Raw genomic sequence first — 26,392 nt, 5'->3', positions numbered from 1 at the left:
TGAAAATACTGTTTGTTCGAAATTAAATGCACAGTCACCTATGAAGTAATTTTGACATATATCGTGATCATAACTGCCACTCCGGCTGCCCACTTCCCTTTCCGTGGGGTTTGTCCTTCAGCTAACTTTTTCGAGCCAAAACCGCTCGAAAAAGTGGATCTTCAGGTCAAACAATTCCCACAGGAGTGAAAGTGGGCGGCCTTCGTTAAGATATGCCCTACAACACTAATCCGAAATCAACCAATCGAATTCTCCACCATATGTATTTCCATGAGTTCTATCCTTTCTATAACCAGAGCACAACAATAGCGTAGGCAGAATACGGAGACTCCTGTGGGAACTCACGCGAGCCGAAGATCCACTTGGTAAAGTGCTTTTCTTTACCAAGTTAGCTGAGGCCGTGCCCACGGAAAGCGCAGTATTCTGCCAAAGCGGTATTCGGTGCACTCTCTATGGGAGGATGGACAGAGCAGATCCTCAAGAGAGTTACTGCGCAGTTTATGGATTATACACATCATTATATATGCCAACGAGAAGGTGTTGGCTTTCTTTACTTATTGCGATTATCGATCAATGTTTAATTGTCTGATATGATAGAAAATATAATCGTTAACTAAATGGGTAACATATGATCAAATCCTTACAAAAGGAGGACTCTACCATTAATGAAACAATTTTATAAAGTTCTAATTGTCGATGATGAAATGCTAATAAGACAAGGAATTATCAATTATATTGAATGGGAAAGTGAAGGATATAAAATTATTGGTGAAGCTTCAAATGGTGAAGAAGCTCTATGGTTGATGGAATTATACCATCCTCATATTATAATTACCGATATCGTCATGCCAGGCATGGATGGCATTGAATTAGTGAAGAACATAAAGGAAAACTACCCTGATACAGAAGTTATTGTTTTAAGCAGCTTTGAAGATTTTGATTACGTAAGACAAACATTTCAAAGTGGTGTAGCCGATTATATTCTTAAACCAAAATTAAATGCAAAAGAGTTATTACAAACCCTAAATCGTGTTACTCAAAAGCAAAAAAAGGCTGCAAATGTAAGCAATAACCAATCATCAATGGGGGAAATTTGCAAAAAGATAATAGAAGGCTATCAATCCATACGTGAAATGGATCTCGCACGTAAACAATTTACATATGACACGTTTGTTTTAATAGAAGCATTTTGGAATAAAAAAGAAAGGATTACATTATCCAAAACAACGATAAAAAATCAAATAGAGAAGTATTTAACTGATGTAGAAGCGCATCCTATTCCATTACAAGAGCACAGTATCTTATTTCTAGTGAATGTCGCTTCTGACGAACTACCACAATTAAAAGAGGCTGCTTATACATGGGAAAAAGAAACTGGTTCATCAAATCTAAAATGGATTGTCAGCACACCTTTTCATACTATCGATGAATTAAAAAACACGTATGAAACAATACATCTAACCATACAACAATATCATTTTTATTTGCCAGACCGTAAGTATCTGTTCTATGACGATTTGCCGGAAGAAGCAGAAATAACAACTGAGTTCGACTTGAATCATCTGATTTATTTATTTAAACATAAGCAATTTCAGGAAGCCTTTATCTATCTGAATGAGCATATAGGATTACTTTCCAATCAATATGAAAAAGATGTTTTTGAATTTAAATCATGGTTAGAAAACATTATGTTTAATATTATTGTTTTACTCGGAAACATGAAGTATGATATCGATGAACTCGAGGCAGAAAAATATCACTATTTCTCAGAAATTAATGAAGCTTTTCATGTGCGAGAAGCCATATCAATATTTGATACATTTATAGCCAAAGTAGAAAAAAAAGTACGACCTACAAGTACAGAGACAACTTCCAACATCCAGCTGTTATTAGATTATATCGAGGAGCATTATGACAGTCATTTAACATTGCGTACGTTAGCTGATCATTTCCATTTTAATCCTTCCTATTTATCGAGCTATTTTAGTAAACATCACCGGGAAGGGTTTAGTGAATACTTAAATCATGTTCGTATCAAGAATGCGAGGAAATTATTGAAGGAAACGGATAAGCCTATATCTGTGATTAGTGAAGTAGTGGGTTATTCTGATCACAGTTATTTTACAAAAGTATTTAAAAAGCTGACGGCTAAATCGCCAAGTACTTACCGCAAAGAAAACAAACTGACGAATTGAGGCGGTTACTAATGAAGAAGTGGATCCGTTTTATACAAGCAAATAATCTATTTATGAAGATTTTCTTAGTCATGGGAATCAGCATCATTGCCGTATCGATATCGATTACCTATAGTAGCATTCGTATGTCGAGTAATTTATTTATGGATACATTCAGCATTACGAATTCAAAGATCATGAATCAAATTACCGAAAGATTTAATTCGTTTACGGATTCGATTGTATCAGCTTCACTGGAGGTCGATACAAACGGCACCATCAAACAATTGCTACAGGAAGAGCAAGAGAATGCTATTGATCAATCCATCTTCTATTATCATATGACCATGGAAATGGATCGGATTTATGCGGAAGTAGATCCTAATGATACCAATATGATTATTATGAGCAACAATCAAGATATCTTTAATATGAATTATATAAAATGGCCAGTTGACGCTGAAAAACTAGCTAACCATGAAATGATAGATCGTGTAGAGGCTAGTTCTAATGACATCGTGTATCAATTTGAAGATTCAGAGGTTACCAATGGTGTTCCGATGATCATTGCTTCCAAAGCCTTAAAATTACGTTCAGACTATATATACGGTTATTTATTTTTTTCACTGACAGAAAGAGACCTGAAGAAATTCTATGAAAGTTATACAGGGGTCGGAAATAACGTAATGTTAGTAACACCAAGTGGTCAAATTATCTCTAGTAACCAAGAAGAAATGATCGGTGAATTATCTCCAAAATTATTAGACTATGCTAAAAGCTTTGAAGATGAAAATTCAGAATACCGGAAAGTTGATATCTTTGATCAAAATTATATTTTCCTTTCTGAGTACATACCAAGCCTTGATATCTATCTTGTCAATTTAATTGATCATGAAATTATTGCTGATAATGTCATTAATACGAGTGAAATTGTCTTGATTAGTATTGCGATTGTCAGTTCGGCAGTTCTGGTTGCCTTCTTAATATTGCGCAAGATGACCGTATCCATTAGTCAACTTGTCCATCAAATTTCAGACATGGCTAGATATCAATTTAATAAACCATTGAAGGAAACTGGTGGGTATGAAACAAGAAAAATAGCGAAGGCATTCAATTACATGTTAAATGAACTGCATGATTATGTTCAAATTTTGATGGATACACAAGAGAAGCAAAGAAAAGCAGAATTGGAAACTTTGCAACATCAAATCAACCCGCATTTTATCTATAATACATTAGCTTCCATCAAATTTATGATTCGACAAGAAAAAAAGGAAAAAGCAGCTGACACCATTGATTCCTTTATTTCATTGATTCAAAACTCTTTAAGTAATATTGAAGAAACGATAACAGTTGAACAAGAATTAGAAAACCTCAAAAATTATGTACAGATTAATCAAGCAAGATATGGTGATAGAATACAGGTCAATTATTTGGTAGCACCTGACTGCTTGCATCTTTTTTTACCAAAACTGGTCATTCAACCTTTCATTGAGAATGCTTTCTTTCATGCCTTTACTAAGAAAAAAACTGGTTTCATTCAAATACTAATTGCGCAAAAAGAACATTCACTTATCTGTGAAATTATTGATAATGGCGATGGCATGATACCAGAGCGGTTAGACAATAAAACCATCAAAACAAAAGAAAAAAGACAACTGTTCAGTGGTATTGGTGTAAAAAATGTGCACGAGAGAATTCAATTATTGTATGGAAAAGATTATGGTGTGCAAATAGAAAGTGAACCAGCAAAAGGAACAAAAGTAAAAATTAAGCTACCGATTAGAGAAACATAATCTAATCACAATAAAAGCCACCTAAAAAAATTACAAAATCTAAAATAAATTATAATAAAAATATCGGAAATGGTTTATTCTAAAAATAATTTCATTTTTTGCTAAAGATCTTTCAAGAGGTCTTTAGTCTTTTTTGTTACACTTACATTACATCGTTGAAAGCGATTTCACGAATACAAAAATCTTGAGGGGGTTTTTAAGGTGAGAGAAAAATTTTCTACAAAGTTTTGGTTGTTAATTGTGGCCATTTTAACAGCTATGGTGTTAGCGGCATGCTCTGGTGGTGATGATGAAGGTGGCGGAGACGAAACAACGGAAGGAAATGGTGAAGGCATAACCGCATGGGCATGGGATCCGAATTTTAATATTGCCGCTTTAGAACTTGCTTTAGAACATTATGATAATGAAGATTTCGAAATGGAGATTATCGAAAATGCACAAGACGACATTGTACAACGACTTAATACTGGTTTAAGTTCCGGAACGATGAATGGCATGCCAAACATTGTCTTAATTGAAGACCAACGCGCTCAAAGCTTTTTGCAATCTTATCCAGATGCTTTCTATCCGATAGGTGATTATTTTAATACAGAAGATTTTGCAGAATACAAGATAGCTCCGACAAGCTTTGATGGAGAACAATATGGGCTTCCATTCGATACGGGTGTAACAGGTTTCTTCTATCGTACAGATTATCTTGAAGAAGCTGGATACACACATGATGATTTAGTAGATATTACTTGGAATGAATATGTGGAAATTGCAAAAGATGTAAAAGAAAAAACTGGGCAAGCAATGCTCTCTCTAGATCCTAATGATTTAGGTATTCTACGTGTGATGATGCAAACAACAGGCACATGGTACACAACGGAAGATGGAACCATTCAACTTGAAGGTAATGAACCATTACAAATGGCTTTAGAAAATTATAAAGAACTAATGGATAATGATGTTGTTAAATTAAACTCTGACTGGAGTCAATACTTGGAAGCATTTAACAGTGGTGATGTTGCATCTGTTCCTGCTGGTAACTGGATTGCACCTAGTGTTGAAGCAGAAGAATCTCAAGCAGGACTATGGCGAGTAGCTCCTACGCCTCGTTTAGACATGGAAGGTGCAGTAAATGCATCAAACCAAGGTGGTAGTTCATTCTATGTGTTAAATATCGATGGAAAAGAAGAAGCAGCTGAATTCTTAGGTGAAACGTTTGGTTCTAATGTTGAATTCTATCAAGACTTAGTTCAGGAAGTTGGGGCACTTGGTACTTACATTCCAGCTTCTGAAGGAGATGCATACCAATTCGAAAATGAATTCTTTAATAATCAACAAGTAGTATACGATTTCTCTCAATGGATGGAGGAAATTCCACAAGTTGATTACGGTATGAACACGTACGGTATTGAAGATATCTTATCAGCAGAAATTCAACAATATTTGGATGGTAAAAGTCTAGAAGACGTCCTATCAGATGCACAAACACAAGCTGAAAATCAGTTTAAATAAGTAGAATAAAGCCCGTGGGAAGAAGCTCGTCTATTGATGAGTGAACCCTTTTCCCCTGGGCTTTCTCCTTATGAAAGTTAGTATAAAACGTCTCTAGTGAGGAGGGGGATAAGCATGAGTCAAGCTTCTAGTCCAACACACCAAAGAACATTTGCTCAGCGGTTGAGAAAAAATTATATTGGTTGGCTTTTTATCATTTTATCTGTATTAGGAATTTCTCTGTTCTATTTTTACCCAATGGTTCAGGCGTTTTTATTATCATTACAATCAGGTATGGGCTCAAGCCTGGAATACGTCGGTTTTGATAACTATGTAAGATTATTTAATGATCCGACTTTTATTACTGCTTTAACAAATACAATATTATATCTATTGATACAAGTGCCCGTCATGATTGTTTTAGCATTAGTATTTTCCGTGTTATTAAATGATCCTACATTGAAATTCAAAGGGTTCTTTCGTACTGCGATCTTTCTACCGGCTGTTACTTCCCTTGTAGCATATGCGGTTATTTTTAAATATTTATTCGGTAATGATGGATTAGTGAACGATTTTCTCTTAGGTATGAATATTATTTCGTCTCCAATCGCATGGTTGTCTGATCCATTTTGGGCGAAAATAACCATCATCATAGCAATCACTTGGCGATGGACTGGTTACAATATGATTTTCTATTTATCTGCTCTGCAGAATGTAGATAAATCCATGTATGAAGCAGCCAGAATTGATGGTGCGTCAGCTATGCAACAGTTTTTCTTTATTACGATACCTTTATTAAAACCAATCATTTTATTTACTTCTATTGTATCAACCATTGGTACTCTGCAATTATTTGATGAGGTAATGAATATAACAAGTGGTGGGCCTGGTAACTCCACTATGACGATTTCCATGTATATTTATAACTTATCCTTTGAATATACACCAGACTTTGGATATGCAGCTACAGTATCATACGTCATTTTGATCTTAGTTGTCATCCTATCCTTTATTCAATTTAGAGTGGCAGGTGATCGAGATTGAAAAAGTTAAAACGAGTTTTCACTTATCTATTTTTAAGTGTTGCAGCAATTGTGTCTATTTTCCCTTTCTTATGGATGTTAGTAAGTATGACAAACAAATCAGTTGATGTAACGGCTGGTCGATTGATTCCTGGTACTCATTTTATTCAGAACCTGAACAATCTTCTTGATCAGACACAAATTGGTACAGCATTATGGAATTCATTCCTGATCGCTGTCATTACAACAGTTTTAACACTACTAATCGGCTCGTTAGCTGGTTATGGCTTTGAAATTTATCGATCAAAAGGTAAAGATATAGTGTTTAATATTTTAATTTTATCGATGATGATTCCATTTGCTGCGATTATGATTCCGTTGTACCGCTTGTTTGGACAGATATCTGCTGACGCACCGCTCATCGGATTGGATACGTTAGCAGCAGCTTTTTTGCCAACTATTATTACAGCCTTTTTCATTTTCTTCTTTAGACAGAATACGAAAATGTTTGCAAGAGAATTAGTAGAGGCAGGAAGAATTGATGGTTTAAGTGAATGGGGCATCTTTTTCCGAATATATATGCCTACAATGAAGACAACGTATGCTGCGGCAGCCATTATTGCGTTTATGAATAGCTGGAATAACTATCTTTGGCCATTAGTTGTGCTTCAATCACCGGAAAAACAAACCATCCCACTCTTGATTTCCAACCTAGGTGCCGGCTACACGCCTGACTACGGAGTAATTATGACAGCGATCGTTATTGCAACGCTCCCAACAGCCTTAGTATTCTTCCTTATGCAAAGACATTTTGTTGCTGGTATGATGGGGTCTGTGAAAGGATAAAGAATAAAATCAAAGTTTGATAAAACCCTGTATTAATATAGGGTTTTTCTTTTAATCTTTAAACCTCATCTGAATCCTTCAAATTGTGAATAAAGAGAAAAGGCTATTAAGCAATTCAGAAGAAATCTCTAAGAAACATATGTGATAAAGTTAGGACAGTAGGGGGTGTGAGATATGAAAATCCATAGAATAGATCATGTGGGTATAATTGTAAATGATCTTCCTGCCGCCAAAGCTTTTTTTCTTGACTTTGGACTTGAAGTACTAGGGGAAACTGAAGTCAAAGGAGAGTGGGTGGAACGGATAATTGGGCTTAATGACGTTAGAGAGACGGTTGTAATGTTAGGGATGCCAGACGGACAGGCAACTTTGGAGCTGGTCAAATTCCATACGCCGTCAGATGAAAAAGGGATTCAGCAATCTTCTGCAAACACCTTGGGGATACGGCATATTGCATTTGCTGTTGAAGATATTGAAGCTGTTGTTGCCAAATTGAAAAAGAAGGGTGCGGAACTTTTTGGAGAAATACAAAACTACAAAAACGCTTATAAATTATGCTACGTTCATGGGCCTGAAGGAATTATTTTAGAGTTGGCGGAACAAATCAATTAAATGTTGAGGAGGACTTTGTAAAGGAAACGGGTGCGATTATAGAAAAACACAAGGAGAAAATGATCAAACTATATTGCAATGCAATAATATGCAGCCAAAGTTTTTCGGCTGCATATTTATTTTCATTCATTATTTATCTATGCTACAACGGTTAAGGTTTCAAGTTTCTGATCCTTTCACTACATCTATTAATTCAAATTTCGTTACATCAACTAATCCACGGTTGGAAATGCGTATTTCCGGAATAACTGGTAAGGCAATCAATGAAAAGGTCATGAATGGAGCATTAATGGTACAACCTAATCGTTGCCATGCTTTTTTTAGTTCTCTTACTTGTTCGACTACTGTTTCTATTGGCTGATCAGACATCAAACCTGCAATTGGCATCGGAACATGTGCCAGCACTTTTCCATCTTCCACAACAATCATTCCACCACCAGATTCCGTTAATCTTTTAGCTGCAAAAGCCATATCTTCCTGATTGATCCCCATTACCAATAAATTATGGCTATCATGTGCTACTGTGGAAGCAACGGCACCCGACTTTAATCCAAAACCTTGAGTAAATCCTAATGATATTTGGCCTGTCCCTTTATGACGTTCAATACATGCTAGCTGTATAATATCTTGGTCTAAATCAATTTTGACCACACCATCTTCTACAGGCAAAATTGCGGTCATTTTTTCCGTTCTTGCACTATTTTCGATTATTCGGATACCATTGACTTCTATGTTCCCTTGTTGCCCTGCATGGATCATAAAATCTTCAGGTTGTAATAATCTTTGTAATTTCACCGTATCTTTGGCATGAGCAGGATATTCATACCGAGGTATTTCTTTGACAAGCTCTCGGTTAGAAACGATCACTTCACCATTAGTAATTACTGTAGACGACTCAACATTTGTTAAATCATCCAACAGAATGATATCAGCTATTTTGCCTGGGGAAATGCTGCCATAGTGCTTGTCGATTTGAAAATACCGAGCAACATTGATCGTAGCCATTTGAATTGCCTCGACAGGATCAACACCTTCTTCGACTGCGCGACGTACAACATGATTCAACTGTCCTTTTTCTACTAATGTTTCTGGGTAAATGTCATCTGTTACTAACGAAACATTAGTAGAATCGATTCTGTCTTCCGTGATGATTTTAATTACTTCTTTCACATCTTGCCAAGCAGAACCTTCGCGGATCATAATATGCATGCCTAACCTTGCTTTCTCTAACGCTTGTTCTTTTGCAACCGTTTCATGGCAGGAATCGACACCAGAGGCAATATAAGCTTGCAGCATACCACCAGTTCCATCTGGAAAGTGGCCAGTAACTGTTTTGCCAGCAGCAATCGTTTCTTCTATTTCATTAATCATTTTAGGGTCATTATAAACGACACCGTGAAAGTTCATTACTTCACCTAAACCGATAACGCCATCCCACTTTAACCCTTCCTCAATATCCTTTTCGTTTAAATTTGCACCGGCATCTTCAAGATCATTAGTGGCAGGAACGCAGGAAGGAAACGTAGTAAAAACCTTTAAAGGCAGGTTTCTCCCTTCCTCATGCATTAGTTTTACACCTTCAGTACCTAATACATTGGCAATTTCGTGCGGATCCATAAATATTGCCGTTGTTCCTTTCTTCAGGGCTGCTTTAGCAAATTCAGTGACAGAAAGCATCGTACTTTCAACATGCATATGTCCATCCATGAATCCCGGTGATACGTATTTGCCCGTAGCATCCACTACTTTTGTTTCCGGTCCAATTAAATGGTCCGCCTTCCCAATCGATGCAATACGTTTAGCTTTTATCGCAATATCTACATTTGGTTGTAATTCCCTAGTCATGACATTCACTAATGTACCATTTTGAATGACAAGATCTGCATCAGCTTCACCTAATGCTACCCTTCTTAATAATTCTCTACTCATCATTGATTCTCCTCTCTATATTTTCACATGCTATATGGAGGAGTCACCTCACACATAGTTTAGCGATTTACGGTCGCTAAGTAGAAACGCCTATGCCCTATTCTTAAGCTTATACATGTTTTCACTATATTACGCCTGAAACCGTTTTACAGTCAATATTTTTCTTTCCTGAACAGTATGGTAAAATATACAGTGAGACTATGATCAGTTAGGGTTGCCCCACTGATCACTAGTGAAACTTATCAAGGAGTTAGCGTCTGTTAGCCCTAAACTTATCCTTGTTTTACTTGAAGTTTGAAATGGGGGTTTTTTACAGACGATTAGAACCGTGATAAATATACTATTATGCTAGGGGAATAAGTATGCGCAACTCACTATTTGCAGCAACAGAATGGATCACCAGGTTTGCTTACGTCAATATTTTATGGATGGCTTTCACACTAGTCGGACTGATTATTTTCGGTATTTTTCCCGCAACTGTTGCGATGTTTACCCTAATAAGGCAATGGATAATGGGAAATACGGAAGCCCCAGTTTTTAAAACTTTTTGGAATACTTATAAAAAGGAATTTTTGAGAAGTAACCTATTTGGATTAGTTTTTTATCTAATTAGCCTGTTATTTTATATAAACCTCCAGTTCATGGAGATCAATCAGGGTGGTTTTTATGAGATTGTCAAAATTCCTCTATATGTATTTATGTTAGCGATCTCTTTAACATTGCTTTACGTTATCCCAACTTATGTTCACTTTGAATTACGATTTATTGATATTTGGAAGAATGCGTTTCTGGTAATGCTAATCCATCCATTTCACAATATATCGATGGTAGTGGGATCAGCAGCTGTCTTATACGTCATGTGGATGTTTCCGGGATCACTATTCTTCTTTGGCGGAAGTTTAGTAGGTTATATTATGATGGGTACATGTTATCATTCCTTTCAAAAGATTGCAGCAAAAAAAGAGAAAATAGCAGAAAACAATTGACTATTTCGATGTCAATTGTTTTTTTATAGAGATGTTTATCAGGACACAGATAATCCATAAACTGCGCAGTAACTAGACAAGAATTTGCTAAATTACTTTCGTAGTGTTTTCTATGTCGTCGTGCAACCCCCACGGAAGGAGATATCCCCGGAAGCGCCGCCCTGTTCCGAGGAAAAAGGCTTCTCTTCCGAGGATAATCGATTATATCCAGGAAGTGGGCAGTCGAGTGGTAGTTATCATCACTATATATTTCAAAATGATGTCTTAGGCGACCGCACATCTCATTACTGAGCTACTTCGAACAAACAGAGTTTTCATTACTTCACAGTATGTATCAAGTACGAATAAGACCGGTCGATTATGACCGGTCGTTAGTAAGGTTATTGTAATTCTGTGTGCTCTGAAATGTTCTCCAGTGCTTGTCCTGCTGCTTCGTCTGACATTTCATCTAATGATAGGTCTCCCAGTGATATGATTCCTGCTAATTGGCCGTTCGTTACAACAGGGAGACGACGAATTTGATGCTCAGCCATTGTTTGGCTAGCTTCCTGAAGGCTAACATCTGGAGATACATAATACAAATGTTCACTCATTACTTCCTGTACGCTTGCTGAACCATCCTTGTTATCAGCATAGCCTCTGATAACTAAATCACGATCTGTTACCATTCCTAATAATTCTTTATTATCACCACAAACAGGAATAGCTCCCACATTTCGTTGCTTCATTAATTCTGCTGCTTGCGTTAATGAATCATTCGGCTTACAGAATGATACATTCTGCTCCATAATGTCTTTTACTGTTTTCAATCCGAAAACCTCCTTTGTAATAAGTCATCATGGAGTAGTATCACCAACTTTTTAAAATAATTGCACAAAAAGTGTAGTAAAAAACTACACTTTTTGCTTCTTATCCTTTAACAGAACCTGCTGCAATACCTTCGACAATACGATTACTCAAAATTAAGAAGGCAATCAATATCGGAATAATACTAATCATTAACGTCGCACCAATCGCACCCCAGTCTGTCAAATATTGACCGATGAAGTTTTGTATACCAACAGTCAATGTTTTAAACTTATCAGAACTAATGAACGTGTTGACAAAAATAAATTCGTTCCAGTTGTAAATCATATTAATAATCGCGGTTGTCGCCAAAACTGGTGTGGTCATCGGTAACGTAATCTGGAAAAAGATACGGTGAACCGAACAACCATCCATTACCGCCGCTTCTTCAATTTCCCGTGGTAACGTGTAGTAAAATCCTAATAAAATCATGATTGTTAATGGTAAGTTAAATGCCGTATAAGATAAAATAATAGATAACGGATGATCAATTAGGTTTAAATCTAAGAAAAAGGCGAACAATGGTATGATCGCAGAGTGGATTGGAACCATTAATCCTACCATAAAAAGTCCCAATACCAGCTTGTTCAATTTCCAATTCATTCTTGTAATCGCAAATGTTACAAAGCTCGCTAACAAAATAGTTAGTAAAACCGATACAACTGTAATCCAAACACTGTTAAAGAAGTATAAATTGATATTACCGTCTGTCCACACCCTTACATAGTTTTCCCATCTTGGCTCCTGCGGTAAGGCGAACGGTGACATACCAAACACTTCTGCATTACTTTTCAATGAAAACTGAAATAACCAAACAAGTGGATATATTTGAAAAACAGCGACAATGATTAAACAGATATAAAGGATGCCCATACCAACATTGGTTAGTATACTGTTATCTTTGCCTACTGTGTCTTGAGTCTGAGCCATCTCTCTTCCTTCCCTCCATTAATATTGAACTTCATCTTCAGATGCTGTTAATTTACGCGTGATCCATGTAACAACAAGCGTGATTATTAGTAGGAAAAAGGCAATAGCACTACCATAACCAAAGTCAAAAGTATCAAATGCTTTTTTGTACATGTAAGATGCGATAACTTCACTAGCACCGTTTGGACCTCCGCCAGTCATTACATAAATAAGGTCAAAGTACTTCAATGAACCGACAATTGCTAATACAACCGTTACTTTAATGACACCTGAAATAAGTGGCACCTTAATTTTATAAGCAATTTGGATAGGATTAGCTCCATCAATCTTAGCTGCCTCCACTAAGGTTTCCGGGATTCCTTTCAGAGCAGCATAGTAAATAATGATATAAAAACCTGCATACTGCCAGAGAATCGCTACAAAAATTGCATACAAAACTAAATTGGTGTCTGCTAGCCATGAAGGAGGATTTTCAACTCCCACCATCGTTAAAAAGCTGTTTAGCATCCCATTATTCGGGTCGTAGATTTTTACCCATAATTGTGCAATCGCAACGGAAGATAAAAGCATGGGAATTAAATAAATTTTTCTTAACAAGTCAGATCCTTTAATTTTTCCTGCTAAAATTAATGAAATAGCTAAATATGGCACTAAACTTAATGTCGAGAAAAAGGCTAATAAGAACGAGTGTTTAGCACTCTGCCAAAATTGCCCATCTTGAATTAATTGCGAATAATTTTCTAAGCCGACAAAAGTCATTTCACCGATACCATCCCAGTCCATCAATCCATAATAACCGGTTATGAGAATCGGGCCATAGATTAATGCCACGATCAATATGAACGCTGGCAATACATATAAAGCAATGACTGCTTTGTTGGACATCACTTTGTTCATGGTTATTGCTCCTTTATGTCTAAGATAAAAACATGAAAACTATCCATGTTTTCTTCTGGCTATTAGTTTTTACTTACTTAAAGTTAGAAAAAGGACATATTTCAACTTTAAATATGCCCTTTTTCCGTTTTGTTGTTTATCACTGTGCTAAACGTCTGTATCGATCGCACTTGAAGCTCCAGTAACTCATAGTGAGGATCCACAGACGCTGACACTCTTAGCTATTGATCAGTGAGGTCAAAAAACCATACTAATCATAGTCTTTCATTATTCTTCAGCGGCTAACGCGTCTTCTTGCTGTTTCACAAAATCTTCTGGTGTGATTGCTTCACCAAATAGTGCCTGAATACTGTCTAAGTGTACATCAGCAACACCAGCACTCATTTGAACGTCTGCATACAAGGTTAAGTTTGACGCTTCATTTAAGTCGTTTAAAATATCAATATACATTTGAGGTAAATCCAAACCTTCTGTATCTACTACTGTTGCTGGAATAACACCAGCGTCTGTAACAGAGCGTTCTCCCCATTTCTCTACAAAGAACGTTACAAATTCTTTTGCTTCTTCTTTAACATCTGAGTTCTCTGCTACAAATAAACCAACACCAGGACCACCTACATAGCTGTTAATATCTCCTTCTCCACCTTCAACAGTAGGGAATTTTGTATATTCAACAGAATCTCTAAATTCTTGTGGGTTGTCTTCGTTAGTTGTCCATTCTGGCAGATCCCATGTAGCCATTAAATACATTGCTGCTTGTTCGTTAATGAAATAACCTTTCGCTTCATCATTACCTAATCCATTAAAGCCATTGATAAATGCTCCCATATCGACAAGCTCTTGAATTTTTTCAGCAGCTTTAATTAGAGCTGGATCTTCAAAGCTTCCTGTTCTGTTAATGGCATTGTTTAATACTTCAGGACCGCCAATACGGTCTGCTAAATACATGTACCACATAGAACCAGTCCAGCGGTCTTTGTTACCTAATGCAACTGGTGTTACACCATTATCAGCTAATGTTTGGATTACTTCTTTTAATTCTTCGAATGTTTCCGGTACTTCTACACCGTTTTCATCAAAAATTCTTTGGTTATAGAAAAGTGGTGTAATGTTTAACTCTAAAGGTAAACCATATGTTACATCATCAATTGCATATGCTTCTGCTGTACCAGCAACAAATTTGTCTTTGAGTGGTCCTTCTAAAATATCGTCTAGTGGTGCAAACATATTACCGCTTACATACGGATCCAAGAAACCTGCTGCCCATGTCATTCCTACGTCAGGTAACTCATTAGAAGTAGATAATACTTTTAATTTTTCCTTATATTGTTCGTTACCTAAAATCTCAACATCTACTGTTACGTCTGGATGATCTGATTCGAATTCGTCGATAATACTATTAACAATTTCATGGTGTTGTTTTGAGCTTCCTTCAGGCCATAAGTGCATAAACTCGATCGTCTTACTTGAATCGCTTTCATTTTCACCCGAATCTGCGTTCTCTTCTGATTCTTCTTCATTTCCACCGCAAGCTGCAAGCGCAAACATTAAAACTAAAGCAAATGAAAATAGTACTTTATGCCACGCATTTTTCATTTGTGAAACCCCCTATATATAAGTTTTTTCGTACAGTTATAGTGTAGCACCATGGGGCTTCGTCCGTAAGGTAACAGTAATTAGGTAAAATACCACTTATTTTAGGAATCGTTTTCATTTTGCTTTCTAAATGCATTCGGTGTCATATTTTCAAATTGCTTAAAGAGTTTTATAAAGTACTTCGATGTCTGATAGCCACTTTTTTCAGCTATTTCTGCTATCGTCAAATCTGTCGATAAGAGTAGTTTTTTAGCCTCCTGTATTCGTTTTCTTGTAACATATTCACTAAAAGTAACCTGCAATTCTTCCTTAAATAAAGCACTCAAATAACTTGCATTTAAATGGACTTGCTTTGCCACTTCTTTCAACGTCAATTCCTCATCATAATGTTGATCAATGTAATCCATCGCTTCTTTCACCGCACGGTTATACTTACTTAACTGTTGCATCTCTAATAATTTATCATCGACTATTTTATTGAACATACCTGTTTTTTCTCTTTGTTTTTCGATTTCGATTGCCTTTTTAATTGCTTCCATTAGTTTTTCCTTCGAAATAGGCTTAAGCAAATAATTCACAACACCTAACTCCAGTGCCTCATGTGCATATTCAAATTCTGAATATGCAGAAATAACAATTACGACAGGGTCTTTTGCTTTTTCCTTCAGCTTCTTCAGTAATTCTAAGCCCGAAACTTCAGGCATTCGGATATCAGTAATGAGAACGTGCACCTTTTCATGATCAATCCGTTCTATCGCTTCTGCTGCATTTGCTGCAGTGATTACTTCATATTGTTGAGATCCTCTTTCAATTGTTTTTTTGATCCCTTGGCGACTCCGCGGTTCGTCATCGACAACAAGAATCACCTTGTTTTCCATATTACTAACCTCCCTATACTGGAATTTCAAAGCTTACCATGGTTCCTTTACCTTCTTCACTTAGAATCATAATATCCCGACTCTCACCGGCTTCATAAAACATACGCAAGCGTTGCTGTACATTTTGCAGTGCCATACTTTGTTGTTTTTGTTGTCTGATACCACCATCTATTTGTTTCTTTACCTGCGCTACTTTTTCTTTACTCATACCTGGGCCATTATCACTTACTGCAATTCGTATTCGTTGTTTTTCTAGCACCTTTTCTATACGGACGGTAATATGACTGCTCCCGACTACATTTCCAGCACCATGTAAAATTGCATTCTCAACCAATGGCTGTATCATTAACTTGGGAACTTTGACATCTAACCAATTAAAATCAACATCTTTTTCCCAGTTCAATCGTTCGCCAAATCGCATACGCATAATCTTCATATAACGTTCAATATGATCCAATTCTTCTTTAACCGTTACCCATTCATCCTCGTTTTCCTTCGTAATCGTATAACGGAATAACTCTGACATCGCAAGCACCACATTCGCGAGATCTTCTTCTTCCTTTTCATCCAACGACCAATACAGTGCATCCAATGTGTTAAACAGAAAGTGTGGATGAATTTGCGCTTGTAATGCTTTTAGCTCGGTTCTATTTTTAATAATTTCTTTTTCATATACCATTTGAACTAAATAGTTGGTCTCCTCTGCTAGTTGGTTGTATGTTTGATTTAATTCATTAATTTCATTGGTAGAGTTCATGACAGGGTTTTGAGCTAATACTCCCTTACCAGCTTGTCTCATTGTCTTTGTCAACCTTGTAATAGGTCGGGTAATAAAAGTTGATAAAAAGAACGAGAAAATGAAGAAAATTAATAACCCAATGAAACCCGCAATCAGAATTCCTGCTTGTACCGTGGAAATTCCTGCCGTCAATTGATTAACAGGTGTCAATATATGCATTGTCCATCCTGTTACGTCTGATGTATTTTTCACTAACATATATTCTTGATCATCTAGAGTGATCGTTTCGTTTTCCGTCTCCATAATTTCATCTAAAGCGGTTCCATTGTAATTCGTAACAATAGGATTATTTTGATTATCAACTAAAATCGAATAGTCATTCGATTCACTTTCTTGCTGATTAGCATTTAGTTGAAAATAGTTTCGGTTCACTCTCGCTATGATGTATCCGCCATTGTCAAAATCGTCATCCATTAAATTAATTTTTCTACCTACTAAGAAATAATTATGATCTAATGGGTCTTCCCCCATCCATATTAATTTGCCACCCGCTTGATTGGCCCGGATAATACCTTGTGGATCAATACGGTCTAGTAATAAAGTAGAATCAATCGGTATAATACGTTGAAAATCGTTGTTATATATTTCAATCGAATAAATACCATCTGCATTTGCTTGAATTAAATTGGTTGTACTCATTAATGATTGTCTGTCATTAAAAGAAGTAATATTGCCTTCAGATTCCTGTAACAAAACTCCCTGAAGTTCTTCATTGGTTAACACTTGTTTGGTTACCATATTTAATTGTTCAAACAATGAGTCATATCTACCAGATGATTCCATAGCAGTTTGTCTTATTTGCTCTTCTGCATTACTTTGCAATAAACTTTCCACTAATACATACGTAATCGTACTTACAATAAATAGCACAATGAACATCACAACCAAATAAACTACCAATAACTGATTGCGCAGCGTATTCCACTTCTTTAAATAACTCCACATACTACCACTCCATCAAAAAATCACTAGACTTTGTTTAATCATTATACTATGAAACGGTACTTAGGAACAGGATAAATGTCCTATTCACTCTAATATTTATGTTGTATATATTTGTCATTTGGCAAATATAAAAGCACTTCGTTAATGATATCATTAACGAAGTGCTTTTATAACCTCTAAGCCAATTTCCTGTAGACTATCTACATCCTGATCCGATGAGTTACTATCCGTAATTATCCGCTCTACCTTTGTTAATGGAGCAACATGTGCAAACGCCTGAAAATGAAACTTATGATGATCAGCCAAAATATATGTAGTGTCAGCTATTTCAATCATCTTTTGCTTGACTCGCGCTTGTTGTTCATTCGATTCGCTAATTCCTCTTTCGAAGTGAATTCCTTTACAGGACAAAAATGCTTTATTAACATGATATAAATCCAGCGAACGTTCTGCTAAAGGGCCAACATAAGAAAGCGACCTTGCAAGCAACGTGCCACCAGTTGAAATTACCGTAATTTTACTTTTCTTACTTAATTCCAGCACAACATTAACAGAATTCGTTAGAACGGTAACCGGTATATTTGGTAAGTTTTTCGCGACATACCAAGCTGTCGTACTGGCATCCAGCAGGATTTTATCCGTTTCAACAATATGTTTTACCACTTCCTGGGCAATTTCTTTTTTCTCTTGTACATACATTACTTCTCGTTCTTGAAAAGGTATTTCCGGTCCATCCTGAGACGAAGCAATACTGACTGCGCCTCCATGACTGCGGGCTAATTTCTTTTCTTTTTCTAATTTTTCTAAATCTCGACGAATCGTTTCATCCGTTACAGAAAAAAGATTGGCAAGTTCGGAAACTCTAATACTTTTCTTCTGATTGACGACTTCTACGATTCGCTGATGTCTTTCTGCAACTAACATCTAATTCTCCTACCTTCTCATTCTGCAAACATGTCTATTATCGACTATAGGGAAATCATGCAGGAAATTCAACTGATTAGTCAAGATGGAAGACCTCTTGATCAATTAAATACATTTTAGGATCCCCTTTTTCATCCATTGCCAATATATCGCTCATAAATGCTTGCCATTTCCGATTGGCTAGATTGGTTTCTAACTCTTTCATTGCGCGGTGATAATCATCCACTTCCATATAAGCATATAGCTTCGTATCATCCATAAATATACTATAATTGCTAATGCCTACTTCTTTCAATGCTTCCAATAATTCTGGGTGTACAGCCTGATGTCTTTTCTTATATTCCTCTTGAGAACCTTCCTTGCACTCCATGATAAACATATAACGCGCCATTCATATCCTCCTTTTTGTAACCGCATTCATTTATTGTTTTCTTTTACTTATATTTGTTTACTATTCTATCACAGAACAAAACAAACACAAAAGGAACGTCTAGTCTTATGCAGTTATTACTTCGAATTTATTGAGCGGACATTTAGTGCGTTATTTGAATGAAAATTACCTGTTTTTCCATGTTAGCGGACATTGAATCCCTTATTTTGTTCATTTCGGCTTCTATTAGCACTATTTTCGATGAATAGCGGAATAGATGTCCGCGACCACCCTAAAAACGACACTTTTGTCACAAATAGCGGAACAAATGTCCACAGTCACCCCAAATTTACTTGGTAGCCCACGTTACTTCGCCGATGAAAAACACAAGCCAATTACAGCTTGTGTTGAAAGCATTTATTTAAATAGTGGTAGACGCCTTCTTGGTCGTTGGTAAACTCTGTCATTTCGTTTACTAACGATTTAATTTGATCAGTCGCATTGAACATGGCTACCGGGTAACCTACATATTTCATCATTGGAATATCGTTATTACTATCCCCGATTGCCATCGTATCTTCCGGACTAACCTGATAATGTTTCAACAACGCTTCAATTCCGGTTGCTTTGTTTACTCCTTCTACCATCACTTCCACGTTATGATGTGAAGAGGATGAAGTGGTAAAATTCGTTTCACTTTTCATTTTCTTCAATTCTTTTATCCATGCGTGCATTTTTTCATGGTCTTTCGTAAAGCAGTATATTTTCGCATACTTCTGTTCTGGTAAATTGTTATGCCAACGAATATCATGCTCGATTGCGGCTTCTCTTTCCAGCCATTCATTGATTCCTACTTCATCAGGCTTCTCCCCACTGATCATTGACTTCATATATCCTTGATCCTTTTTTAAAGAAAGTCGTTCCCCGTCATTGGGATGCACTTCATAATAAATCTGGTGAGATCTTGCAGATTGTATAACTTTACCGACAAGTTCTGTGGATAAACTATGTTCTAACCGTTTTTCTCCATCAACATATGTAATCATACCATTTGCTGTAACAAACCCGTCCAATTCTAAATCTACTGGTGCAGAGTCAAATACCTCATTATAAGAACGGCCTGTCACAATAAACACTCGTATTCCATTTTTTCTTATCTTTTGAATAATACCGAGTGTGTTTTCCGTTAATTGATTGTAGTTGTTCAGCAATGTGCCATCCATATCTAAACAAATTGCTTTTGGTGAAAATGTCATGTTACGGTCCCCCTTTAAACTAGCCGATAACTAGTATAGCACATGAGATATAAGCTCACCATCGACTAATACCGATGAATGAGCTTGGACTCACTTATCTATTTTTGTTTCTAGAGGAAGAAGATTGGCTTCGATTTCGTTTCGCTTATCTTCCAGAAATGGTGGCAAAGCAATATTTTCCCCTAGATGTTCAATTTTTTCATCTGTATCAAAGCCTGGCCCATCTGTCGCTAGTTCAATCAGTATACCATTAGGTTCACGAAAATATAACGATTCAAAATAATATCGATCGACAAGTCCTGAGTTTGGCAATCGTTCCTTAGTAATTCTCTTATGCCATTTGTCAAGCTCTTGATAATCGGCTACACGAAATGCGACATGATGTACACTGCCCCTTCCAGGGCGCTCCTTTTGTAATTCAGGGCGAACTTCGATATGCACTTCTGCGCCTGTACCACCTTCGCCTGATTCAAACACTTGCATTTCTACCTGTCCTTCAGGATTAGGATAAGCTCCCGTATGACGAAATCCGAGAACTTCGGTTAAAATTCTTTCGGTTGGTGCTAAGTCTGGAACAGTTAATCGAACAGGTCCCAATCCCGTAATACCATACTCCTTCGGTACGGAGCTTTTATCCCATGGTTTACCTGCTGCTACCCCTTCGTTATTTTCATCAGATACGAGAACAAGACGTTGTCCTTCATGGTCTTGAAAAGGTAATATTTTACGCCCGAATTTTTCCCCCATTCCGTCATGAACGATATCATATTCGTCAAAGCGGTCTTCCCAATAACGCAAAGCTTCATCGCTAGCAACCCGTAAAGAAGTATAAGATATACTATTATTACCAGGATACGTATGACCTGCATTCGTTATTTCAAAAAAGGTTAAATCTGTTCCAGGTCGTCCGATTTCATCTGCATAAAATAAATGATACATACTTGGATCATCCTGGTTTACCGTTTTTTTAACTAACCTCATTCCTAAAATATCTGTATAAAAGTGATAATTGTCTTTAGCATTGGCTGTAATGGCTGACACATGATGTATTCCTTTGAGCTCCATAAGATGCCTCCTTCATTATTGGTAAAATCATTATAAACCTTTTACTATCTCGATTTCAAAATAATGATATCTTGACAATTAACTTTTTTTTGCTACAATCTTGGTAATTACATAAGTGTTATCACTACTAGGGGTGCTTGTTTTATACAGGCTGAGAAAAAGGCATGTTACAGCTTTTTAACTCTAAGAACCTGATCTGGTTTATACCAGCGGAGGGAAGTAGCTAAACTATTTGCATGGTATAGCCAGGTTCTGATTAGGAATCTGGTTTTTTATAGTGATGCACGTTCTATTTTATAGGAGGGTTTGCATGAATCGTACTTTATTATTAACCATGATGGCTGTTTTTATTGCGATCGGTACAATAGGTTCGCAATTTTTATGGTTTCCAACCGGAATTGCCAAAGCATATCCTGTTCAACATGCCGTTAATGTGATGGCAGCTGTAACTCTTGGTCCTGCCCCTGCTGTTATCATAGCCTTTACAATCGGACTTTTACGAAATTTATTAGGAATAGGAACATTATTGGCATTTCCAGGTGGAATGATTGGGGCATTACTTGCTGGTTATTTATATCGATGGACAAGAAAAAAAGGCTTGGCAAGTGTAGGGGAAATAATTGGAACTGGTGTGATTGGTGCATTATTATCTGTTCCATTTGCAAAAATATTGATGGGAAGTTCAGTTGGTGCTCTAGCATTTTTACCAGGATTCCTTGTTAGCAGTGTTACAGGTTCTATTATCGGCCTCTTGATTTTATCCAAAGTAAAGCATACTACTTTGATGCAGCAACCTGTTTCGAGTAAGTAAGAAAAGTGATAAATGATAGCCAGCTTTTAAGACAAAGCTTTACTAGTGTTTGATAGATTTGTTCATTATCTTGTTTTTTGTTACAAATCTCCATCTCTTTTTATTAGATTTGTTTATTATCTCCTTTTATTAAACAAATCTTTCCCCTCCACTTAAAAATTTGTTGTTATAAGGAAGCTTAATTGAGAAAAAGACAGCGACCACTTCAAAAATGGTCGCTGTCTTTTTAATTATTTGCAAAAAATGCTTCTGCTTTTTCTAAATATACCTCTTGTTCTGGAGTAAGATCATACTCCTCTTCAATTGCATCTACCGGGCATACTGCTTTACATGCTCCACAATCGATACAAATATCTGGATCTATATAAAATTGTTCTGGGCCTTCAACAATACAGTCTACCGGACACACTGTTGTACATTCGCCAGATTTTTCTGTTTCACAAGGTTCTGTTATTACAAATGCCATCTTGCATCCTCCCTAGATATTTATCAATCTATTCATTACGTTAAACCATGTTCGGATAAAAATGCAAGTGTTTTATCACAAAAAAGGAAAACGTTGATCAATCATCGCAACGTATTCTATCCAACAGGAGTTAAAGCGTCTTACATTAATAACAACTGTTATAAAGTCTCTCTTAAAGTGGAGGAAAAAGCCATTCGTTGGGTTAAAGCTTCTTTTCTAACCAAGAGTGATATGAAAATAGAAGAGTGAGGTCCCCGTTCCCATTAAACAAGAACCCACTTCACTTAAGAAACGGGTTCTTTTTAAAAAATTATCGCTTATTAAATTCGTCCGGATCTGGACCTACTCGTTCATCTTTATTCATATCTTGAATTAATTTCATTTCCTCTTCTGTTAATTCAAAATCAAATACATCTGCATTATCCTGAATACGGTGTTGTTTTACTGATTTTGGAATAGTTACAACCTCTTGTTGCAAATCCCAACGCAAAATAACTTGTGCTGTGGATTTTCCATGACGTTTTGCGATATCTGTTAATGTTGGATCATCTAATAGTTTCCCTTGTTTCAGCGGGGACCATGCCTCTAATTGAATGTTATGTTTCTTGCAAAATTCATGCAAACTGTTTTGCTGCAAATGTGGATGATATTCAACTTGATTTACCATTGGTGCTACTTGCGCTTCATTCAGCAAATCTTCTATATGGTGCTCCTTAAAGTTACTTACACCGATTGCGCGGATTTTGCCATCATTATATAATTTCTCCATCGCTTTCCAAGATTCTTTATATTTATTCTGTTCTGGAACAGGCCAATGAATTAAATATAAATCTAAATATTCCAGTCCTAGTTTATTCAAGCTTGTTTCGAAAGCTTGAAGTGTTTCTTCATAGCCTTGATCTCTATTCCAAAGCTTAGAAGTAATGAATAATTCTTCACGAGGAATACCAGAATTTTTGATTGCTTTTCCTACACCTTCTTCATTACCATAAACGGCTGCTGTATCAATACTTTTATAGCCGTGTTCAAGTGCCCACTTAACAGAGTTATAAACTTCTTCTCCTTCTTCCACCAAGAAAACACCTAGACCAAACCATGGCATTTTAACACCATTATGTAGTGTAGTTGTTGATTGCAAACTATTTACCATCTCCAATTCCTCCTTTGTCCATTGTCTATACTATCTTGCCACAATCTATTTGAAATGAAAAATGTTGTGCTCAAAAAGAACAGGGTGAATTTCTCTCGGTTCACCCTGTCCCTTTGTCCCAGATTTGATGGACTTTATAATGACGATATTGCTGTTTAGGGATATTTTCGATAAAATGAGTAGGCTTACCGATCGTAAATAAAGCTAGTTGGTGCATCGCTCTCGTACAAGCTGTGTAAAATAAGTTTCGTTCCAATTCATCATGAAAGTTGTTATTAGAAGCATCAGCAATGATAACCGCATCAAATTCAATTCCTTTAGCCAAATATGCAGGAATTACGACGATACCTTTTTCAAAAATATGTGCTTCCTGTGTCATTAAATGAATGTCTATACGATTTTTTAATCGTTCATAGATGTCAACACATTCTTGCATTGTTTTTCCGATTAGTGCAATGGTTTCGTGACCTTCTTGTTCATATTCGTTTATTTGATCGAGCACTTTTTCGATTAAAACATCACGTTGCTCCAACTCCATCACGACCGGTGTCTCTCCATCACGTTCAAACGGCTCGATTAGATCACCATTTGGCATAAATGATTTAGTGAATTCAACAATCGGTGCTGTCGAACGATAGCTTCTCGTCAATACGATTCTTTCATGCTTTTCCTGCCATTTCTCGGATAGCAAAGTCTCTTCTCTTAATGCATGTGCATAAATCGCTTGATTTATATCACCTAACAAAGTCATACGACTAACCGGGAACATCTTCTTCATCAATGCAAACTGAAACGGTGTGTAGTCCTGTGCTTCATCGATAAACAAGTGTTGAATCGCCCGCTGCGCATCAAACCCTAACAAGCCTTTTTCAAAATAAATATAAGCTGGTGCATCTTCCCAAGTTAAATATCTATGTTTTAAATATTCATCCGTAATTCTACATATTTCTTGCCACTGATTTGGAAGTGTGACTTCTGTATCCACAAACCGTTTCTTACTTGTAAATAACTGACGAAACGTTTGAAGTGGATCAACAAACGCAAGTTGCTTTACTTTTTTTCGCAATGGACGCAATCGCCAAGCAACTACTCGTTTGCGTAACATTTCCTCTTCACGGTCATAATCATCAAATGTATCTTCAGAAAATCGGTTTTCTTCTTGTAATGTTTGATGAACATCGACATAATCGGCCTTTTCCAACAGTTCACTTTCCTCTAAAACCCAATCTTTCTCTCGTTCAACTTTCTCCAGCTTTTTCAATTGGTATAGAATCCAATTGGCTACTTTTTCTAAACGATCTGGTATTGCTAAAGAACTTTCTGTTTGATAAAAGTATTTTTCAACCATTTGTTTTGGGATAACTGTCTGACCTCTAAATGTAATATTGCGAAAAACAAGTCCATCCTTAGCCAATCGATCTAAAAAGCGATCAATTAACTCTTTATAATCTAAGCTTGCTTTATAATGCATAGCTTCAACTCTTGCCTCGTAATTTTCTGCTCTTTTTTGTAGATAATACTCCATTTGTTCGAAAGGCGTTTCCAATTGAAAGCTATCATCTAATTGACGGTGTAAATATTGATAGAAAGTCATCTGTTGCATATTATCTTCACCAAGCTCCGGTAAAACGGTTGCTACATAACTGTTGAATAATGGATTTGGTGAAAATAGTACAATTTGCTCTGACGTTAATGTTTCGCGATAACGATACAATAAATAAGCTACACGCTGTAATGCTGCAGACGTTTTACCACTACCAGCAACACCTTGGACGATTAGTACTCTTGCTTTTTCATTACGAATAATTTGGTTCTGTTCTTTTTGAATGGTTGAGACAATACTTTTCATTTTCGTGCTTGCTTGATTTCCGAGTACAGATTGCAGTAAGTGATCACCAATTGTCAGTCCCGTGTCGAACATTCCCTGTAGTTCGCCATTACGAATCATATATTGTCGTTTTAATGTTATTTCCCCGGAAATATTTCCTTGAACGGTGTCATAACTTGCCGGACCTGGTGGATAATCATAGTACATGCTCGAAATAGGTGCTCTCCAGTCATATACTAGAAAATTCTCTTCCGCTTCATCCATCACTGAAGCCAAACCTATATAAATTGACTGTTCATCGGTTTGCCCACCTTCTTTAAAGTCGATCCGCCCAAAATAAGGTTTATCCTTTAATCGGTGCAGGATGTCTAAACGTTCACTTACCTGTCCATGGCTTCTTTCTCGTTCCGAGAGAAACTCTGCTTGCTGCTTAATACTGGCTTCTGTTTCAATTTTATCGTCCATTTCTTCTATATTAACCGTTACGTCTTCCCAAAAATCACGTCTGATATCAATGACATCTTCTTTTAAATCTTTCACTCTGGATTTTAATAATGTGATTTTCTTACTAATTTCTCCCACTACATCTGTTACTCTTTGCTTTTCCTGTTGCCATTCTTGATCTTCTCGCTCGTTTGCTGCCACTGATTCCACCTCCGTGACGTTGATTTATCATCTCTTTTGTCATCCATCAGTCGGTAAAAACCACCCACTGATATAAGTCTCACTTTTCCACGGTGCTAACCGTCCGTAAGACCTTCACTTCCTTCTCTAGCTTTACTTT

22 protein-coding genes and 2 riboswitches are annotated in these 26,392 nt (G+C 36.6%); of the genes, 8 read left to right on the top strand and 14 right to left on the bottom strand.

Annotated elements, in window-relative coordinates; translation table 11 throughout:
* Positions 1-665: 665 nt before the first annotated feature.
* The 6 genes from J5J03_RS14245 (at position 666) to J5J03_RS14220 (ending at position 7,932) form a co-directional block, all read left to right on the top strand.
* Positions 666-2,195: a response regulator transcription factor gene (locus J5J03_RS14245; protein ID WP_208590407.1), complete on the top strand. Its 1,530-nt coding sequence runs from the start codon at positions 666-668 to the stop codon at positions 2,193-2,195.
* 11 nt (positions 2,196-2,206) lie between these two features.
* Positions 2,207-3,970, top strand: coding sequence for a cache domain-containing sensor histidine kinase (locus J5J03_RS14240; protein ID WP_208590405.1), 1,764 nt, complete (start codon positions 2,207-2,209; stop codon positions 3,968-3,970).
* Positions 3,971-4,171: 201 nt separating this feature from the next.
* Complete coding sequence (locus J5J03_RS14235) at positions 4,172-5,473, top strand: ABC transporter substrate-binding protein (protein ID WP_331460499.1); 1,302 nt, start codon at positions 4,172-4,174, stop codon at positions 5,471-5,473.
* Positions 5,474-5,587: 114 nt separating this feature from the next.
* Positions 5,588-6,496, top strand: a complete 909-nt coding sequence (locus tag J5J03_RS14230) for a carbohydrate ABC transporter permease (RefSeq protein ID WP_208590403.1) — start codon at positions 5,588-5,590, stop codon at positions 6,494-6,496.
* Entirely contained in the window at positions 6,493-7,320 is an 828-nt protein-coding gene (locus J5J03_RS14225; RefSeq protein ID WP_208590402.1) for a carbohydrate ABC transporter permease, read from the top strand. The genes J5J03_RS14230 and J5J03_RS14225 overlap by 4 nt, the downstream gene beginning before the upstream one ends.
* A 174-nt stretch (positions 7,321-7,494) precedes the next feature.
* Positions 7,495-7,932 (top strand): VOC family protein, encoded by a 438-nt coding sequence (locus J5J03_RS14220; RefSeq protein WP_208590401.1) that lies wholly within the window; start codon positions 7,495-7,497, stop codon positions 7,930-7,932.
* 159 nt (positions 7,933-8,091) lie between these two features.
* On the opposite strand, the gene ade is transcribed toward J5J03_RS14220, so the two are convergent.
* Positions 8,092-9,861 (bottom strand): adenine deaminase, encoded by a 1,770-nt coding sequence (gene ade, locus J5J03_RS14215; protein WP_208590400.1) that lies wholly within the window; start codon positions 9,859-9,861, stop codon positions 8,092-8,094.
* Positions 9,862-9,896: 35 nt separating this feature from the next.
* A riboswitch (purine riboswitch) is annotated at positions 9,897-9,998 on the bottom strand.
* Positions 9,999-10,223: 225 nt separating this feature from the next.
* Here ade and J5J03_RS14210 point away from each other — a divergent pair.
* Positions 10,224-10,847, top strand: a complete 624-nt coding sequence (locus tag J5J03_RS14210; protein ID WP_208590399.1) for a YesL family protein — start codon at positions 10,224-10,226, stop codon at positions 10,845-10,847.
* A 380-nt stretch (positions 10,848-11,227) separates the two neighbouring features.
* Here J5J03_RS14210 and J5J03_RS14205 read toward each other — a convergent pair whose 3' ends face one another.
* The 10 genes from J5J03_RS14205 to J5J03_RS14160 all read right to left on the bottom strand — a co-directional run bounded on the left by J5J03_RS14205 (position 11,228) and on the right by J5J03_RS14160 (position 21,353).
* Entirely contained in the window at positions 11,228-11,656 is a 429-nt protein-coding gene (locus J5J03_RS14205) for a CBS domain-containing protein (protein ID WP_208590398.1), read from the bottom strand.
* A 100-nt stretch (positions 11,657-11,756) separates the two neighbouring features.
* Entirely contained in the window at positions 11,757-12,623 is an 867-nt protein-coding gene (locus tag J5J03_RS14200) for a carbohydrate ABC transporter permease (protein WP_208590397.1), read from the bottom strand.
* 18 nt (positions 12,624-12,641) lie between these two features.
* Positions 12,642-13,520, bottom strand: a complete 879-nt coding sequence (locus J5J03_RS14195; RefSeq protein ID WP_208590396.1) for a carbohydrate ABC transporter permease — start codon at positions 13,518-13,520, stop codon at positions 12,642-12,644.
* Between the two features lie 267 nt (positions 13,521-13,787).
* The gene (locus J5J03_RS14190; RefSeq protein ID WP_208590394.1) at positions 13,788-15,116 is read right to left on the bottom strand and encodes an extracellular solute-binding protein; all 1,329 of its coding nucleotides are present in this window, start codon (positions 15,114-15,116) and stop codon (positions 13,788-13,790) included.
* A 101-nt stretch (positions 15,117-15,217) separates the two neighbouring features.
* The gene (locus tag J5J03_RS14185) at positions 15,218-15,994 is read right to left on the bottom strand and encodes a response regulator transcription factor (RefSeq protein ID WP_208590393.1); all 777 of its coding nucleotides are present in this window, start codon (positions 15,992-15,994) and stop codon (positions 15,218-15,220) included.
* Positions 15,995-16,007: 13 nt separating this feature from the next.
* Positions 16,008-17,738 (bottom strand): sensor histidine kinase, encoded by a 1,731-nt coding sequence (locus J5J03_RS14180; RefSeq protein WP_208590392.1) that lies wholly within the window; start codon positions 17,736-17,738, stop codon positions 16,008-16,010.
* A 153-nt stretch (positions 17,739-17,891) separates the two neighbouring features.
* Positions 17,892-18,662 (bottom strand): DeoR/GlpR family DNA-binding transcription regulator, encoded by a 771-nt coding sequence (locus J5J03_RS14175; RefSeq protein WP_208590391.1) that lies wholly within the window; start codon positions 18,660-18,662, stop codon positions 17,892-17,894.
* Between the two features lie 76 nt (positions 18,663-18,738).
* A complete protein-coding gene (locus tag J5J03_RS14170; RefSeq protein WP_208590390.1) occupies positions 18,739-19,053 on the bottom strand; it encodes an L-rhamnose mutarotase in 315 nt (104 codons plus the stop codon).
* Positions 19,054-19,427: 374 nt separating this feature from the next.
* Complete coding sequence (locus J5J03_RS14165; RefSeq protein WP_208590389.1) at positions 19,428-20,288, bottom strand: Cof-type HAD-IIB family hydrolase; 861 nt, start codon at positions 20,286-20,288, stop codon at positions 19,428-19,430.
* A gap of 90 nt (positions 20,289-20,378) precedes the next feature.
* The gene (locus J5J03_RS14160) at positions 20,379-21,353 is read right to left on the bottom strand and encodes a ring-cleaving dioxygenase (RefSeq protein WP_208590388.1); all 975 of its coding nucleotides are present in this window, start codon (positions 21,351-21,353) and stop codon (positions 20,379-20,381) included.
* A gap of 119 nt (positions 21,354-21,472) precedes the next feature.
* Positions 21,473-21,588, top strand: a riboswitch (TPP riboswitch).
* A 75-nt stretch (positions 21,589-21,663) separates the two neighbouring features.
* On the opposite strand from J5J03_RS14160, the gene thiW reads away from it, so the two are divergent.
* Positions 21,664-22,164 carry an energy coupling factor transporter S component ThiW gene (thiW, locus tag J5J03_RS14155; RefSeq protein ID WP_208590386.1) on the top strand — a complete coding sequence of 167 codons (501 nt, stop codon included), beginning with the start codon at positions 21,664-21,666 and terminating at the stop codon, positions 22,162-22,164.
* A 226-nt stretch (positions 22,165-22,390) separates the two neighbouring features.
* Here thiW and J5J03_RS14150 read toward each other — a convergent pair whose 3' ends face one another.
* The 3 genes from J5J03_RS14150 to helD all read right to left on the bottom strand — a co-directional run bounded on the left by J5J03_RS14150 (position 22,391) and on the right by helD (position 26,253).
* Entirely contained in the window at positions 22,391-22,630 is a 240-nt protein-coding gene (locus tag J5J03_RS14150) for an indolepyruvate ferredoxin oxidoreductase subunit alpha (RefSeq protein WP_208590384.1), read from the bottom strand.
* Between the two features lie 310 nt (positions 22,631-22,940).
* Complete coding sequence (locus tag J5J03_RS14145; protein WP_208590382.1) at positions 22,941-23,780, bottom strand: aldo/keto reductase; 840 nt, start codon at positions 23,778-23,780, stop codon at positions 22,941-22,943.
* A 100-nt stretch (positions 23,781-23,880) separates the two neighbouring features.
* On the bottom strand, positions 23,881-26,253 hold the full coding sequence (gene helD / locus J5J03_RS14140; RefSeq protein WP_208590380.1) for an RNA polymerase recycling motor HelD: 2,373 nt from the start codon (positions 26,251-26,253) through the stop codon (positions 23,881-23,883).
* Positions 26,254-26,392 lie beyond the last annotated feature (139 nt).

The organism is Gracilibacillus suaedae, assembly GCF_017599345.1.
Classification (GTDB): Bacteria; Bacillota; Bacilli; order Bacillales; family Amphibacillaceae; genus Gracilibacillus; species Gracilibacillus suaedae.
This window is presented reverse-complemented; position numbering and strand designations above follow the sequence as displayed.

Coding starts and splice junctions, on each gene's coding strand:
- J5J03_RS14230 (WP_208590403.1), top strand. CDS start 5,588: ATGAGTCAAGCTTCTAGTCCAACACACCAAAGAACATTTGCTCAGCGG.
- J5J03_RS14220 (WP_208590401.1), top strand. CDS start 7,495: ATGAAAATCCATAGAATAGATCATGTGGGTATAATTGTAAATGATCTT.
- J5J03_RS14185 (WP_208590393.1), bottom strand. CDS start 15,994: ATGGAAAACAAGGTGATTCTTGTTGTCGATGACGAACCGCGGAGTCGC.
- J5J03_RS14150 (WP_208590384.1), bottom strand. CDS start 22,630: ATGGCATTTGTAATAACAGAACCTTGTGAAACAGAAAAATCTGGCGAA.
- J5J03_RS14170 (WP_208590390.1), bottom strand. CDS start 19,053: ATGGCGCGTTATATGTTTATCATGGAGTGCAAGGAAGGTTCTCAAGAG.
- ade (WP_208590400.1), bottom strand. CDS start 9,861: ATGAGTAGAGAATTATTAAGAAGGGTAGCATTAGGTGAAGCTGATGCA.
- J5J03_RS14175 (WP_208590391.1), bottom strand. CDS start 18,662: ATGTTAGTTGCAGAAAGACATCAGCGAATCGTAGAAGTCGTCAATCAG.
- J5J03_RS14195 (WP_208590396.1), bottom strand. CDS start 13,520: ATGAACAAAGTGATGTCCAACAAAGCAGTCATTGCTTTATATGTATTG.
- J5J03_RS14240 (WP_208590405.1), top strand. CDS start 2,207: ATGAAGAAGTGGATCCGTTTTATACAAGCAAATAATCTATTTATGAAG.
- J5J03_RS14200 (WP_208590397.1), bottom strand. CDS start 12,623: ATGGCTCAGACTCAAGACACAGTAGGCAAAGATAACAGTATACTAACC.
- J5J03_RS14165 (WP_208590389.1), bottom strand. CDS start 20,288: ATGACATTTTCACCAAAAGCAATTTGTTTAGATATGGATGGCACATTG.
- J5J03_RS14145 (WP_208590382.1), bottom strand. CDS start 23,780: ATGGTAAATAGTTTGCAATCAACAACTACACTACATAATGGTGTTAAA.
- J5J03_RS14160 (WP_208590388.1), bottom strand. CDS start 21,353: ATGGAGCTCAAAGGAATACATCATGTGTCAGCCATTACAGCCAATGCT.
- J5J03_RS14210 (WP_208590399.1), top strand. CDS start 10,224: ATGCGCAACTCACTATTTGCAGCAACAGAATGGATCACCAGGTTTGCT.
- J5J03_RS14245 (WP_208590407.1), top strand. CDS start 666: ATGAAACAATTTTATAAAGTTCTAATTGTCGATGATGAAATGCTAATA.
- J5J03_RS14180 (WP_208590392.1), bottom strand. CDS start 17,738: ATGTGGAGTTATTTAAAGAAGTGGAATACGCTGCGCAATCAGTTATTG.
- thiW (WP_208590386.1), top strand. CDS start 21,664: ATGAATCGTACTTTATTATTAACCATGATGGCTGTTTTTATTGCGATC.
- J5J03_RS14190 (WP_208590394.1), bottom strand. CDS start 15,116: ATGAAAAATGCGTGGCATAAAGTACTATTTTCATTTGCTTTAGTTTTA.